The sequence below is a fragment of the Symbioplanes lichenis genome (genome assembly GCF_030709675.1).
GTDB lineage: Bacteria > Actinomycetota > Actinomycetes > Mycobacteriales > Micromonosporaceae > Actinoplanes > Actinoplanes lichenis.
Map to the genome: position 1 here is coordinate 108619 of NZ_JAUZQD010000016.1, position 12617 is coordinate 121235.

General features: G+C 70.5%; 19 protein-coding genes and 1 riboswitch. Of the genes, 10 read left to right on the plus strand and 9 right to left on the minus strand.

Going from position 1 to position 12617, the window contains the following annotated elements:
* Positions 1–10: 10 nt before the first annotated feature.
* Together RAN62_RS32975 and RAN62_RS32980 are read left to right on the plus strand one after the other, a co-directional pair.
* Positions 11–382, plus strand: a complete 372-nt coding sequence (locus RAN62_RS32975) for a hypothetical protein (protein ID WP_305788745.1) — start codon at positions 11–13, stop codon at positions 380–382.
* Between the two features lie 58 nt (positions 383–440).
* Positions 441–1028 (plus strand): HIT family protein, encoded by a 588-nt coding sequence (locus tag RAN62_RS32980; RefSeq protein WP_305788746.1) that lies wholly within the window; start codon positions 441–443, stop codon positions 1026–1028.
* On the opposite strand, the gene RAN62_RS32985 is transcribed toward RAN62_RS32980, so the two are convergent.
* On the minus strand, positions 1025–1621 hold the full coding sequence (locus RAN62_RS32985; protein WP_305788747.1) for an NIPSNAP family protein: 597 nt from the start codon (positions 1619–1621) through the stop codon (positions 1025–1027). The genes RAN62_RS32980 and RAN62_RS32985 overlap by 4 nt on opposite strands.
* A complete protein-coding gene (gene dusB, locus RAN62_RS32990; RefSeq protein ID WP_305788748.1) occupies positions 1618–2763 on the minus strand; it encodes a tRNA dihydrouridine synthase DusB in 1146 nt (381 codons plus the stop codon). The genes RAN62_RS32985 and dusB overlap by 4 nt, the downstream gene beginning before the upstream one ends.
* A 26-nt stretch (positions 2764–2789) precedes the next feature.
* On the opposite strand from dusB, the gene RAN62_RS32995 reads away from it, so the two are divergent.
* On the plus strand, positions 2790–3272 hold the full coding sequence (locus tag RAN62_RS32995; protein WP_305788749.1) for an XdhC family protein: 483 nt from the start codon (positions 2790–2792) through the stop codon (positions 3270–3272).
* Here RAN62_RS32995 and RAN62_RS33000 read toward each other — a convergent pair.
* The 5 genes from RAN62_RS33000 to RAN62_RS33020 form a co-directional block, all read right to left on the minus strand.
* Positions 3262–3528 (minus strand): hypothetical protein, encoded by a 267-nt coding sequence (locus RAN62_RS33000; protein WP_305788750.1) that lies wholly within the window; start codon positions 3526–3528, stop codon positions 3262–3264. The two genes, RAN62_RS32995 and RAN62_RS33000, sit on opposite strands and share 11 nt — an antisense overlap.
* A gap of 172 nt (positions 3529–3700) precedes the next feature.
* Positions 3701–4138 (minus strand): excisionase family DNA-binding protein, encoded by a 438-nt coding sequence (locus tag RAN62_RS33005; RefSeq protein WP_305788751.1) that lies wholly within the window; start codon positions 4136–4138, stop codon positions 3701–3703.
* Between the two features lie 244 nt (positions 4139–4382).
* Positions 4383–5762, minus strand: coding sequence for a glycine--tRNA ligase (locus RAN62_RS33010; RefSeq protein WP_305788752.1), 1380 nt, complete (start codon positions 5760–5762; stop codon positions 4383–4385).
* 70 nt (positions 5763–5832) lie between these two features.
* Positions 5833–6327 carry an Rv0361 family membrane protein gene (locus tag RAN62_RS33015; protein WP_305788753.1) on the minus strand — a complete coding sequence of 165 codons (495 nt, stop codon included), beginning with the start codon at positions 6325–6327 and terminating at the stop codon, positions 5833–5835.
* Positions 6328–6344: 17 nt separating this feature from the next.
* Complete coding sequence (locus RAN62_RS33020; protein ID WP_305788754.1) at positions 6345–6686, minus strand: antibiotic biosynthesis monooxygenase family protein; 342 nt, start codon at positions 6684–6686, stop codon at positions 6345–6347.
* 33 nt (positions 6687–6719) lie between these two features.
* Between RAN62_RS33020 and RAN62_RS33025 the strand changes: the two genes are divergently transcribed.
* The 7 genes from RAN62_RS33025 to RAN62_RS33055 all read left to right on the plus strand — a co-directional run bounded on the left by RAN62_RS33025 (position 6720) and on the right by RAN62_RS33055 (position 11058).
* Positions 6720–6986: a hypothetical protein gene (locus tag RAN62_RS33025; RefSeq protein WP_305788755.1), complete on the plus strand. Its 267-nt coding sequence runs from the start codon at positions 6720–6722 to the stop codon at positions 6984–6986.
* Between the two features lie 106 nt (positions 6987–7092).
* Positions 7093–8007 carry a metal ABC transporter substrate-binding protein gene (locus RAN62_RS33030; protein WP_305788756.1) on the plus strand — a complete coding sequence of 305 codons (915 nt, stop codon included), beginning with the start codon at positions 7093–7095 and terminating at the stop codon, positions 8005–8007.
* Entirely contained in the window at positions 8004–8804 is an 801-nt protein-coding gene (locus RAN62_RS33035) for a metal ABC transporter ATP-binding protein (protein ID WP_305788757.1), read from the plus strand. Before RAN62_RS33030 ends, RAN62_RS33035 begins: the two co-directional genes overlap by 4 nt.
* A 23-nt stretch (positions 8805–8827) precedes the next feature.
* Complete coding sequence (locus RAN62_RS33040) at positions 8828–9706, plus strand: metal ABC transporter permease (RefSeq protein WP_305788758.1); 879 nt, start codon at positions 8828–8830, stop codon at positions 9704–9706.
* The gene (locus tag RAN62_RS33045) at positions 9703–10017 is read left to right on the plus strand and encodes an ArsR/SmtB family transcription factor (RefSeq protein ID WP_305788759.1); all 315 of its coding nucleotides are present in this window, start codon (positions 9703–9705) and stop codon (positions 10015–10017) included. The genes RAN62_RS33040 and RAN62_RS33045 overlap by 4 nt, the downstream gene beginning before the upstream one ends.
* 4 nt (positions 10018–10021) lie before the next feature.
* A complete protein-coding gene (locus RAN62_RS33050; RefSeq protein ID WP_305788760.1) occupies positions 10022–10429 on the plus strand; it encodes a Fur family transcriptional regulator in 408 nt (135 codons plus the stop codon).
* A 23-nt stretch (positions 10430–10452) separates the two neighbouring features.
* Positions 10453–11058 carry a hypothetical protein gene (locus RAN62_RS33055; RefSeq protein ID WP_305788854.1) on the plus strand — a complete coding sequence of 202 codons (606 nt, stop codon included), beginning with the start codon at positions 10453–10455 and terminating at the stop codon, positions 11056–11058.
* On the opposite strand, the gene RAN62_RS33060 is transcribed toward RAN62_RS33055, so the two are convergent.
* Together RAN62_RS33060 and RAN62_RS33065 are read right to left on the minus strand one after the other, a co-directional pair.
* Entirely contained in the window at positions 11036–11560 is a 525-nt protein-coding gene (locus RAN62_RS33060; RefSeq protein WP_305788761.1) for a DUF6328 family protein, read from the minus strand. The two genes, RAN62_RS33055 and RAN62_RS33060, sit on opposite strands and share 23 nt — an antisense overlap.
* 81 nt (positions 11561–11641) lie before the next feature.
* Positions 11642–12457 carry an alpha/beta fold hydrolase gene (locus RAN62_RS33065; RefSeq protein ID WP_305788762.1) on the minus strand — a complete coding sequence of 272 codons (816 nt, stop codon included), beginning with the start codon at positions 12455–12457 and terminating at the stop codon, positions 11642–11644.
* Between the two features lie 47 nt (positions 12458–12504).
* Positions 12505–12611, plus strand: a riboswitch (TPP riboswitch).
* Positions 12612–12617: the final 6 nt, after the last annotated feature.

Consider the following 12617-nt stretch of genomic DNA (forward strand, 5'->3'; position numbering starts at 1 on the left):
GAATCACCCCATGCCCGACATGGACACCGCCCTCAAAGAGATCATGAACATCGACGGCTGCATCGGCGTCGCCCTGGTCGACCACACGAGCGGCATGGCCCTCGGCACGGCCGGCGGCGGCAAGGAGATCGACCTCACCGTCGCCGCGGCGGGCAACACCGACGTGGTCCGGGCCAAACTCCGCGCGATGGAGATGCTCAACATCGGCGAGAAGATCGAGGACATCCTCATCACCCTCGACACCCAGTACCACATGATCCGCCCGCTCACGAGCCGCTCGGGCAAGGGCCTGTTCCTGTACGTCGCCCTCCGCCGCGACCGCTCCAACCTGGCCATGGCCCGCCACCAGCTCAAGCGCATCGAAGCCGACCTCGACGTCTGATGGCGGCCGGGCATCCCGGGGGCAGCGCGCGCCCCCGGGATCGGCCATCATCGCTCGCATGACCGAACGATTCCTGCGCCACCTCCCGATCGGCGAGCGGCCGGAGTTCTCCGCCGACGGCATGCCGGGATGGGAGATCTTCCCGTTCGAGGGCGAGCTGACCGTCAAGGTGCTCGACGGGCCGGTGCTGCCGGAGCCGCCCCGCAACGGCGCGTCCGGCTCCTGCTTCATCTGCCGGGATCAGGCCGCGCAACGGATCTGGGCCGACGAGCACTGGCTCGTGCGGCACACCGGCGGGCCCACGGCCGTACCGGTGACGGTGTTGCTGTCGCCTGTCGCGCATCACGACCTGGGTGACCTGCCCGCCGAGCGCGCCGCGGAGATCGGGCCCCTGATGCAGCGCATGGAACGGGCCATCGAGGCGCTGGGCGGGATCGGGCGCGTGCACTCGGCCAAGTGGGGCGACGGCGCCGAGCACCTGCATCTGTGGTTCTTCGGCCGGCCCGCGGGCCTCATGCAGCTGCGCGGCTCGTGCCTGACGATCTGGGACGACGTGCTGCCCAAGCAGGACGAGACGGCCTGGCGCGGCGTGCTGTCGGAGCTGGCGGCCAACCTCGCGGCGGGAGGCGGGACGGCTTACGTCTAGCGCATTCCTGAGCGGGACGTCGGGGCGAGCAGCAGCGTCTGCTCCCCCACCTGGCGTCCTTCCAGGAACTTCTCGGCGCCGGCCTGGGTGTCGAAGCGGGTGAGCCACACGTACGCGTGCACGCCCTCGCGGATCGGCAGCGCCGGGAAGTTGTTCTCGGCGTAGAGGGTCGTGAACGCGGCGAGGACCGGCGCGTCGGGCTCGGGGAAGGTGGTCCACGGCTCGGCGGCCAGGTGGATCGTGGCGACGAGGCGGGACGAGGGCTCGCCGGTGTCGCGGGCTCCGGCGGGCAGGGGCGTGACCGGGCTCAGCAGCAGCACGTCGTCGAAGGCGGCCATCGTGGCGTTGGCCTCCGCCTTGTGCTCGGCCCAGACCGGCCCGCCGTAGAAGGCGGCGAGCGCTTCCGCCCGCGCCGGCAGGTCGGGGAAGCCGCGCAGCCACACGAAGGCGTCGGGGCGCCGGACGTCGCGGAACTGGCCCAGCACGGTCATGCCGAGCGCCTCCTGCGACTCCACGAACTCGCGGTCGAAGAGCGTGATCAGATCCTCGCGGCGGCCGGGGTGGAGGGCGTACTGGCGCAGCTCGACGATCATCCGCCGCTGTTCTCCATCTCGGCGCCCTCGGGGACGGTGTCGTCGTCGCGGCTGTCGAGCCAGCCGTAGGGCAGCGAGACCTTGCCGGGGGCGTTGATGCGGCCGCGGGGCTGGCCCAGCGACTCGCGCGGGAACGGGACGGCCGGGTCGAGCTGGGCCAGCAGGTCGTCGAGCTCGGCCAGCGACTTGACCATGGCCAGCGAGCGGCGCAGGTCGCCACCGACCGGGAAGCCCTTCAGGTACCACGCGACGTGCTTACGGAAGTCGGCGCAGCCGTGCCGCTCGTCCTCGAGGGCCTGCACGAGCAGGTGCGCGTGGCGGGACATGATGGCCGCCACCTCGCCCAGCGTGGGCAGCTCCTGCGTGGCGACGCCGGTGGTGAAGGCCGCCTGCAGGTCCTTGAAGAGCCACGGCCGGCCCAGGCAGCCCCGGCCCACGACCACGCCGTCGACGCCGGTGTGCTCGACCATGCGCAGCGCGTCGGACGCCTCCCAGATGTCGCCGTTGCCCAGCACCGGCACGTCGAGGGCCTGCTTGAGCGTGGCGATGGCGTCCCAGTCGGCCTGCCCGGAGTAGCGCTGCTCGGCCGTCCGCGCGTGCAGCGCCACCGCCGCGACGCCCGCCTCCTGCGCGATCAGGCCGGCCTCGACATAAGTCAGGTGCTCGTCGTCGATGCCCTTGCGCATCTTGATCGTGACCGGGATCCCGTAGGGCTCGGCCGCGGCCACGGCCTGCCGCACGATCCGCCCGAACAGCTTGCGCCGCCACGGCAGCGCACTGCCGCCGCCGCGGCGGGTCACCTTGGGCACCGGGCACCCGAAGTTGAGGTCGATGTGGTCGGCCAGGTTGCCGTCGGCCACCATGTGTACGGCCTTCGCCGTCACGTCGGGATCGACACCGTAGAGCTGCAGGCTGCGAAAATCCTCGTCCGGCCCGAACTCGATCATCTTGAGCGTCTTGGGGATCCGCTCCACCAGCGCCCGCGTCGTGATCATCTCGCACACGTAGACCCCGCCGCCCTGCTCCCGGCAGAGCGACCGGAACGCGACATTCGTGATGCCGGCCATCGGCGCGAGCACCACCGGCGGGGTGGCCTGATGCTTCCCGAGCGTCAGCGGCTGGAGGGCGAGTGCGGAAGTCACGTGGTCGAGCATGGCACAGTCTTGGAGTGCCTCTCGAACAGAGCCCTCGTCACCTCGTCGCCGTCTTCGAATCCCCGGTCGCCGAGGCCCTCCTGCGCCTGGGCCTGGAGGTCGGCTTCCGCACCACCCTGGTCGAGCCCGACCCCACCCACCTCCAAGGCACTCCCCGCCCCCACGGCGACACCTTCGTGAGCGACCTGTCCGCCGCCGGAGTGACGGACCACACCGACATCGTCCTCACCGACCACCACCGCCCCGAGATCGGCCCCCTCCTCCAGGCCGCCCTCGCCACCCCGGCCCGCTGGATCGGCATCCTGGGCCACCCCCACCGCGAGGCCCCGCACATCGCCGCCCTCCGCGACCTGGGCGTCCCGGCCGACGAGATCGCCCGCGTCCACCGCCCGATCGGCCTCAACATCGGCAGCCGCACCCCCGCCGAGATCGCCCTCGCCACCCTCGCCGGCCTGATCGCCGACCGCAACCACCGCCCCGGCGGCTTCAGCTTCTGACCCGCTCCGCCACTTGCCGCGCGAAGCCCGGCGCCCCTGCCTCGGCCAGGTGAGCAACGAGTCCTTGTCCGGCTTGCGTCTTGGTGATGTGGTCCTTGCGTCTGAAGTAGTCGACCTGACGCTCCAGGACGCGCTCGACAAGCAGGGGATACGTTGCCTCCACCCACAGCAGGAACTCGTCCGCCGTGCGAACCGTGAGGCCGCTCGGGGCGACAGCCTGGAAGCGGGCTCGCCGAGCCGTGTCCCATACATCCACTCAGCCAGCACGTCTTCGCTCCACCGCAGGCGGTAAGCGGTCCGGCCGCTCAAGACGCACGGCAGTGCAGTCCAGTCGCGTAAGGCACGGGAGAACAGGATGTTGGCGTCCAGGAACACCAGAGGACACACTGGAAGCACGTCATCATGCTGTACGACTAGCTTACGCGAGACTACTTCTGATCGAGCCCGAGATCGTCGCTGTACTCCATCAGAGCCTCGTACGCCCGGTAATGCCTGTCGATCAGGACCTCGCGATACGCAAGCACGTCACGAGCGGCGATGCGCCGATGGGTGCCGGCCTTGCGCGACGGCAGCTCACCCGCGTCGAGTGCCTTGACGAGGGTCGGGCGGGAGATGCGAAGCAGGTGGGCTGCCTCCGTGGTGGAGAGCTCCGCCGGCAGCGGCACCACGGTGACCCCGTCGCCATCGGCAAGGGATCTCGCCAGCTGCCACACGAGATCAGCCAGCTCGGGGGGCATCGGGGCCGCCACCCCGTCGCGAACGAGCATGACCTCCGCCGCGGGCAGATCAGGAGAGGCAAGCAGCCGCTGCACCGCGGCATACTCCTCGCGCCGCTCCGGCACCGACGCCACGGCGGCGTTGACCACTGTTGTCGACGGAACGCTTACAGAGACCTCCAAGCAGCGAGCCGGCCCCTTCAGAATCGACCTTAAACGCAGCAAGTGCAAGCAGTTTCGTTCGCTTCGATCGGTCTCGGGCCGGGCGCCGGGAACCGGGAACCGGGAACCGGGAACCGGGAACCGGGAACCGCGAGCTCGTAGACGACAACGCCGGGATCGGCCACCTCGGGGGCGGGCGATCCCGGCGTCGGGAAAGCGGGATGAGCGGCCGTCAGCAGCCGGGGAGGCGCTTGATCAGGTAGTCCTCGATCTGGTCGAGGGCGACCCGCTCCTGCTTCATCGTGTCGCGGTCGCGGACGGTGACGGCGTCGTCGGTGAGGGTGTCGAAGTCGACCGTGACGCAGAAGGGGGTGCCGATCTCGTCCTGGCGGCGGTAGCGGCGGCCGATGGCCTGGGAGTCGTCGAACTCGACCATCCAGCGCTTGCGGAGGGTCTCGGCGAGGCCGCGGGCCTTGGGCGACAGGTCGGGGTTGCGGGAGAGCGGGAGCACCGCGACCTTGATCGGGGCCAGCCGCGGGTCGAAGCGCATGACCGTGCGCTTGTCGACGCCGCCCTTGGTGTTGGGGGCCTCGTCCTCGTCGTAGGCCTCGAGGAGGAAGGCGAGCACCGCGCGGGTCAGGCCGGCGGCCGGCTCGATCACGTACGGCGTCCAGCGCTCCTGCTTCTCCTGGTCGAAGTACGAAAGGTCGACGCCGGAGTGCTTCGAGTGGGTGGAGAGGTCGAAGTCGGTGCGGTTGGCGATGCCCTCGAGCTCGGAGAACTCGGTGCCGCCGAACTGGAAGCGGTACTCGATGTCGACCGTGCGCTTGGAGTAGTGGGAGAGCTTCTCGGCCGGGTGCTCGAAGAAGCGCAGGTTGCTCTCCGAGAGGCCGAGGTCGCGGTACCAGTTCCAGCGCTGCTCGAGCCAGTATTCGTGCCACTTCTCGTCGCTGCCGGGCTCGACGAAGAACTCCATCTCCATCTGCTCGAACTCGCGCGTCCGGAAGATGAAGTTGCCCGGGGTGATCTCGTTGCGGAAGCTCTTGCCGACCTGCGCGATGCCGAAGGGCGGCTTCTTGCGGGCCGCGGTCGCCACGTTGTTGTAGTTGACGAAGATGCCCTGGGCGGTCTCGGGGCGCAGGTAGTGCATGCCCTCGGCGCTCTCGGTGGGGCCGAGGTAGGTCTTCATCAGCCCGTTGAACATCTTGGGCTCGGTGAAGGTGCCCTTGTTGCCGCAGTTGGGGCAGTTGAGCTCGCTGAGCGAGGCGGGCGGCGCGCCGTGCTTGGCCTCCCACGCCTCCTCGAGGTGGTCGGCGCGGAAGCGCTTGTGGCAGGACTGGCACTCGGTCAGCGGGTCGACGAAGGCGTCGATGTGACCGGAGGCGGTCCAGACCTCGCGGGCGAGGATGACGGCGGAGTCGAGGCCGACGATGTCGTCGCGCTGCTGGACCATCGTCTTCCACCACTGCTGGCGGACGTTGTCCTTGAGCGCCACGCCCAGCGGGCCGTAGTCCCACGCCGAGCGGGTGCCTCCGTAGATCTCGCTGGAGGGGAAGACGAAGCCCCGGCGCTTGGCCAGGCTGACGACGGCATCGATGCGGTCGGCGGGCACAGTTCCTCCTACGCCGGCTGGAGGTCGGCGAGAATCGAGAGAATCAACAGGACTGGACGAAATGAGGAGATTACTCCCCGATGCTGCACACTTCGAATCCGCCGGTACTGGTGTCCTGCTCAAGGACCGCCCGCAGCCGGTCGGTGGTGCCGTCGGCGTAGGTGACATCGACCGGCGCGGTCACGTCGCCGGTGAGGTTGATGTCACCGACGCGCCACGAGCTGATCTTCGGCTGCTGCTGGACCCGCTCGGTGAACTGCGACTCGCTCACCGAGGCGCGGACCGAGTCACACAGCCCCTCGTACGCCTCCGCGTAGTTGCCGTCGCGGACCGCGCCGAGGTATTCCCCGACCACCTTGTCGGCCTGCTCGTTGAACGCGCTCTGAGCCACGGTGCCGAAGCCGATCAGCGCGATCAGCCCCACGACGCCGACCAGCACGACGGCGCCGATGCCGAGCCCCCAGCCGAGCCCCAGCCGCCGGCCTCGCCCCTCGACGGGCGGCGCCGGGAACGGCGGCTGCACCCCGGGGCCGGGCGGCGGCGGCGAGAAGGACGGAGCGGTCATGGTTTCCAGCCTACGGCTCAGCGCCAGGGATGTGCGGCCCGGTCGCTGGCCACCACGGTCACGGACTCCCCCGGACCGGCCGCGGCGAGCGTCTCGAAGGCGGACGGCTCGTCGAGCGACTCGCTCAGCAACGGCGTCGCGTGCACCTTCACGTCGAAGCCGCCGAGCGCGCGCCGGTAGGCTCCCACGGACTCCCACTCGGTGACGAGGGTCCAGTGCGTGGGGTCGTCCAGCGCGCGGGTGAGCCGGCCCGAGGTGTAACCGGTGCTCGCGGCGAGGGCGGCCAGGGCGGCGTGCGCCCGTTCCGCGAAGGACTCCTGGGCTTCGGGCGGGACGACGAAGCGGTTGAGCACCAGCATGCCGTGAGCCTACGCACACCACCAGGAGCCGACGTGACGACGCCCCCGCAGGGAAACTTCCTCAGCCGGCTGGCCACGGTGAACCCGACGACCGCGTTCATCGTGGCGCTGGCGATCTTCCTGGGCGGCCTCTTCCTGCCCGGGATCATCGGCGCGGCGCTGCTCTTCGTGCTGGGGCTCGGCCTCGCGGCGCTGACCTTCACGACCTGGCCGATCCAGTCGGTGCCGGTCCGGGTGATCCGCGGCATCCTGCTGGCCATGCTCTTCGGCGCGGCGATCGCCAAGGCGATCAGCGACTGAAAGCCGAGCCAAGGCGATCAGCGACTGAACCGAAGAGCGGGGACGCCGAGTGATCTCACTCATGCGCTTTTGACAATCATTACCATGTCCGGGGACAGTGGGTGGTATGCCCCCGGTCCTGAGCAAGCTCGCAGTCGCGGCAGTGCTGCTGCTCGGCGGTTGCGCGGCCCCGGCCGGCGCGGGCGACAAGGGCATGAACGTCGTCACAGCGTTCTACCCCCTGCAATATCTAGCCCAGCGCATCGGCGGCGGCGACGTCAATGTCACCGATCTCACCAAGCCCGGCGCCGAGCCCCACGACCTCGAGCTGAGCCCGCGCCAGGTCGGCCGGATCGTCGACGCGAGGCTGGTCGTCTATCTCGACGGGTTCCAGCCCGCCGTCGACCAGGCCGTCGCCCAGGAGGCCCAGGGCCGCGCGTTCGACGTGGGCACGGCCGTCACGCTGCTGCCGGCCGAGGAGCACGAGCACGAGCCCGGCGAGGAGGAGCACGCCGAGGCCGGTGAGGGCGCCGACCCGCACGTGTGGCTCGACCCCGAGCGCTACGCGACGATCGCGGGCGCCCTGGCCGGACAGCTCGCGCAGAAGGACCCGGCCCACGCGACGGTCTACGAGCAGCGTGCCGCTCAGATCGGGACAGAGCTCAAAGCCCTGGATGCGGAATACCAGGCGACGCTGAGCACCTGCGAGCGGCGCGAGATCGTCACGAGCCACGCGGCGTTCCACTATCTGGCCGACCGCTACGGCCTGACCGAGGTCGGCATCACCGGCATCTCCCCCGAGGCGGAGCCTTCCCCGCAGCGCCTCGCCCATGTCGCCGAGGAGGCGAGAGCCACGGGAACCACGACCATCTTCTTCGAGACCCTGGTCAGTCCGAAGGTCGCCGACACGATCGCGAAGGAGGTCGGCGCGCGGACGGCCGTCCTCGATCCGCTCGAGAGTGCCGGGGACGGCGAGGACTACTTCACGATCATGCGCGCGAACCTGGCCGCGCTCACCACGGCGCTGGGATGTGCCGCATGAGCGTCGTGGACATCAGGCACGCGGCGGTGGCGTACGGCGGCCGGGTCGTTCTTCGCGACGTGTCCATGCGGACCGAGAGCGGCCAGGTGACGGCCATCCTCGGGGCCAACGGCTCGGGCAAGTCGACGCTGGTGCGCACGATCCTCGGCCTGGTCCCGCTGGCCGGAGGCGAGATCGACCTCTTCGGTACGCCCCAGCGCCGCTTCCGCGAGTGGGCCCGCATCGGCTACGTGCCGCAACGGCTGGGCGCCGGCAGCGGCGTGCCCGCCACGGTGGGTGAGGTCGTGGCGTCCGGCCGGCTGGCGCGCCGGGGCATCTTCCGTCCGGCCCGCGCGGCCGACAAGGAAGCCGTACGCGCCGCACTGGAAGACGTCGCCCTGCTGGACCGGATCAATGATCCCGTGGCCACGCTGTCCGGTGGCCAGCAGCAGCGCACGCTGATCGCCCGCGCCCTCGCGGGCCGCCCCGACCTGCTGGTGCTCGACGAGCCCACGGCCGGGGTCGACGCGGTGAGCCAGGAGGCCTTCGCCGGGGTGCTCAGCCGCTTCGCCGCCCGGGGCGGCACGATCCTGCTGGTCGCGCACGAGCTGGGCCCGATCCAGCCCCTCATCGGTACGGCCGTCGTCGTCCACGACGGCCGCATCGCCTATGAGGGAGCCGTCCCCGAGCCCGCCGGCCACCACGCCGAGCCGGGCCACGACCACGTCCACCCCCACGCGCAGCCCGAGCAACCCGCCATCTGCGTCGCCCCCACGGACAGAATGCCCCCATCCAACCACCCCGCCGCCACCCTCTGACCGGACTGAAGGCGGATTTCACCATGGATCTTTTCCAGTACGAGTTCATGCTGCGAGCCCTGGCCGGCGCGCTGGTGATCGGGCTGACCGCACCGGCGCTCGGCATCTATCTCGTCCAGCGGCGGCTGTCGCTGATCGGCGACGGCATCGGTCACGTGGCGCTCACCGGCGTCGGCGTCGGGCTGCTCTTCAACCAGTCGCCCGTGCTCACCGCGGTCGTCGTGTCGATCCTCGGCGCGGTCGGGGTCGAGCTGGTCCGCCAGCGCGGCCGGACGAGCGGCGACCTCGCCCTGGCCCTGCTGTTCTACGGCGGCATCGCGGGCGGCGTCGTCCTGGTCGGACTGTCCGACAGTACGAGCGCCAACCTCACCCAGTTCCTCTTCGGCTCGCTGACGACCACCTCGCGCCAGGACCTCATCGTGATCGCGGTGCTGGGCGTGGCGGTGCTGACGGCGATGCTCGCGTTGCGGCCGGCGCTGTTCGCGGTCTGCAACGACGAGGAGTACGCGCGCGTGTCGGGACTTCCCGTCCGTACCCTCAATCTGTTGCTCGCCGTGACCACGGCCGTGACCGTGACGATCGCCATGCGGACCGTCGGGGTGTTGCTCGTCAGCGCCCTCATGGTCGTGCCGGTCGCCGCGGCGCAGCAGGTCACGCGCGGGTTCCGCACCACGATGGCGGCCGCCATGGCGATCGGCCTGGGCGCCGCGGCGGTGGGCGTGACGGTCTCCGGCGAGCTGGACACCGCGCCCGGGGCCACGATCGTCATCCTGGCCATCGCCGCGTTCCTCGCGATCACCGTGGGAGCCGCGACGTGGCGGATGCTGCGCCGGCGGATCCCCGCCGAGCGCGAGCACGCCGGGCCACCGGAGGTCGTCCTGCAGGAGGCGAGCGCGCGATGAGTGCGAACACAGTGCCCGGACGGGCGACGGGCTACGAGGCTTACGAGGCCGCGGGCGAGCTGCTGCGGGCCCTCTCGGCGCCGATCCGCGTGGCCATCGTGGCCGAGCTGGGCGGGGGCGAGCGCTGCGTGCACGAGCTGGTGGAGAAGCTCGGCGCGCCGCAACCGCTGGTGTCGCAGCATCTGCGGGTGCTGCGCGGCGCCGGGGTGGTGCGGGGTGCGCGCCGCGGCCGCGAGATCGCATACTCACTGGTGGACGACCACGTCGCGCATATCGTGGCCGACGCGGTGACCCACGCGAGGGAGGCATAGCAGCATGAGCAGCGAAGAGACCACGGTCGTCCGCAACACCCGGCAACGCAGCGCCGTCCGGGACGTGCTCGACCGGTGCGAGGGCTTCCGCAGCGCCCAGGACCTGCACGCGATCCTGCGCGACGCCGGGGAGAAGGTGGGCCTGACCACGGTCTACCGGACGTTGCAGGGCCTGGCCGACGCCGGCGAGATCGACGTCATGCGCCCGCCGGGCGGCGAGCACCTCTACCGCCGGTGCAGCCAGGGGCATCACCATCACCTGGTGTGCCGCTCGTGCGGCCGTACCGTCGAGGTGGAAGGCCCCGCCGTCGAGAGCTGGACCGAGAAGATCGCCCGGGAGAACGGTTTCGTCGACGTCGCCCACACCCTGGAGATCTTCGGTACGTGCGAGGAGTGCGTAGCCAAGAAGTAGGTGGCACGCTGACGCGCGTGAAGATGTACGCCGATCGGCTCCCCACCGCGATCCGTCAGCTGCTCACCGACATCCTCGTCGTGCTCTGGGTCTACGCCTGGATCCGGGCCGGGCTCTGGGTCAACGACATGGTCGAGAAGCTCGGCGTGCCCGGGCAGAAGCTGCAGGACGCCGGCACGGGCATCGCGGGCAACCTCAACGACATCGGCGGCAAGGTCGGCCGGGTGCCGCTGGTCGGCGACGAGCTGACCTCGCCGTTCCAGAGCGCCGCCGGCGCCGCCGACAACCTGGCCGAGGCCGGCCGCCAGCAGCAGGAGGTCATCAACGACCTCGCGCTCTATCTGGCGCTGCTGATCGTGGCGGCGCCGCTGGCCCTGGTGCTCTTCCTGTGGCTGCCGCGGCGGCTGCGCTGGATGCACCGGGCCGGCGTCGCGGCGAAGGTGCGCGCCGAGCCGGCCGGCAAGGACCTGCTCGCGCTGCGGGCGCTGGCGAGCCGGCCGCTCTCCGACCTGGCGAAGCTCGGCCCGGACATCGCCCAGTCGTGGCGCAACGGGGACGCCGCGGCGGTCGACGCCCTGGCCGAGCTGGAGCTCAAGGGGCTGGGGCTCAGACCTTCGCGGGGACGTTAGGCTCCGCGGCCTCGTCGGCGTAGGGCTCGTCCTCCTCGTCGGCCTCCTCGTCCATCCAGTTGCGCCGGGCGAACGGGATGGCGGCCCAGAAGGTCAGGAAGAAGACCGCGGTGATGCCGGTGAAGATGACGGCGGCCCAGATGTTGAGCAGGTAGTCGGTGATCAGCAGCACGCTGGACACCATGGACACCAGCATGAAGGCCAGGCCGCCGGTCGCCATCCGGTGGGAGTAACGGACCAGCTCCGGCTTGCGGCCCTGGCGGAACAGTGCGCGGTGGAACGCGACGGGCGAGATGATCATCGCGGTGGCGAACGCGGCCGCGAGCAACGCGACGAGATAGGTGTCGCGCTGGAAGTCGGTCGTGCGCGTGAAGCCGTTGCTGAACGGCAGCGTCAGCAGGAACGCGAAGAGGATCTGGACGCCGGTCTGGGCGACACGCAACTCCTGCAGCAGGTCCGCGAAGTTGCGGTCCCAGCGCTGCTTCTCCGTCTCGTGTTTCATCCGGCGCTTCTCGGTGGCCATCTTTCGGTCTCCTCAGCGTCATGTGGGGGTGACGCATCGATTGCCCGGACGTCCGTGCCATCAAACGCCGATGCGAGCCAGCGTCACCTCCGCGAGGGCCCGCGGCGCCTCCTCGGGGATGAAGTGTCCGATGCCCCGCAGCGTGACCAGGCGATAGTCGCCGGTCACCCAGCTCGCGGTGGCCAGCGCGGCCGGCTTGCCCACGGTCCCGTCGGCGTCGCTCCACACGTACGTGGTGGGCACGGTGACTTTGCCGACCTTGGCGAGCGTGCGGCCCGAGCGGGCCCGGTACCAGTTGAGCGTGGCGTCGAGGCGGCCCGGCTCCTGCATCGCCCGGACATACTGCGCGGCCCGGGGGCCGGTGGGCTTGAGCAGCCGGCGGAGGACGGCGGCGTCGCGGGCCAGGAGGAGGCGCTCGGCGTACGCGGACTGGAAGACCTTCTGATAGGCGAACCGCAACCGCTGCGACGGCTGGTTGCGCAGGGCGACATGCAGGCCGCGGGGGTGGGGCACGGAGACCGCCACCAGCGTACGGACGCGGTCCGGGTGTCCCGCGGCGAGCATCCACGCCACGATGGCCCCCCAGTCGTGCCCGATCACGTGCGCCCGCTCGATCTTCAGAGCATCGAGTACGGCCACCGCGTCGGCGACCGGCTCGGCGAGGTCATAGGCGGTGGTGTCCGTGGGGCGGGCGCCCGGCGAGTAGCCACGCTGATCGAGGGCGTACGTGCGGAGGCCCTTCTCGTGCAACCGCGGCAGGATCAGATCGAACTCACGGTGGTCCTGGGGGAAGCCGTGGAGCAGGAGCACCGGCGTGCCGTCGGCCGGCCCTTCCGCGTACACGTCGAAGGTCATGCCCCTGACCTTGATCTCCATGTGACCTCCTCCGACCGGGTGCGTGTTAAGTTCATCGAAGCACGAATGTTTTCCGACAGGGGAGCGCGCAGCGCTGAGAGTGCGGCCTCACGGCCGCAGACCCTCGAACCTGATCTGGGTAATGCCAGCGCAGGGAGTTCGGTCTTTCCCAGCCGCGCCG

Coding starts and splice junctions, on each gene's coding strand:
- RAN62_RS32975 (WP_305788745.1), top strand. CDS start 11: ATGCCCGACATGGACACCGCCCTCAAAGAGATCATGAACATCGACGGC.
- RAN62_RS32980 (WP_305788746.1), top strand. CDS start 441: ATGACCGAACGATTCCTGCGCCACCTCCCGATCGGCGAGCGGCCGGAG.
- RAN62_RS32985 (WP_305788747.1), bottom strand. CDS start 1,621: ATGATCGTCGAGCTGCGCCAGTACGCCCTCCACCCCGGCCGCCGCGAG.
- RAN62_RS33015 (WP_305788753.1), bottom strand. CDS start 6,327: ATGACCGCTCCGTCCTTCTCGCCGCCGCCGCCCGGCCCCGGGGTGCAG.
- RAN62_RS33020 (WP_305788754.1), bottom strand. CDS start 6,686: ATGCTGGTGCTCAACCGCTTCGTCGTCCCGCCCGAAGCCCAGGAGTCC.
- RAN62_RS33030 (WP_305788756.1), top strand. CDS start 7,093: ATGCCCCCGGTCCTGAGCAAGCTCGCAGTCGCGGCAGTGCTGCTGCTC.
- RAN62_RS33035 (WP_305788757.1), top strand. CDS start 8,004: ATGAGCGTCGTGGACATCAGGCACGCGGCGGTGGCGTACGGCGGCCGG.
- RAN62_RS33040 (WP_305788758.1), top strand. CDS start 8,828: ATGGATCTTTTCCAGTACGAGTTCATGCTGCGAGCCCTGGCCGGCGCG.
- RAN62_RS33045 (WP_305788759.1), top strand. CDS start 9,703: ATGAGTGCGAACACAGTGCCCGGACGGGCGACGGGCTACGAGGCTTAC.
- RAN62_RS33050 (WP_305788760.1), top strand. CDS start 10,022: ATGAGCAGCGAAGAGACCACGGTCGTCCGCAACACCCGGCAACGCAGC.
- RAN62_RS33055 (WP_305788854.1), top strand. CDS start 10,453: ATGTACGCCGATCGGCTCCCCACCGCGATCCGTCAGCTGCTCACCGAC.
- RAN62_RS33060 (WP_305788761.1), bottom strand. CDS start 11,560: ATGAAACACGAGACGGAGAAGCAGCGCTGGGACCGCAACTTCGCGGAC.
- RAN62_RS33065 (WP_305788762.1), bottom strand. CDS start 12,457: ATGGAGATCAAGGTCAGGGGCATGACCTTCGACGTGTACGCGGAAGGG.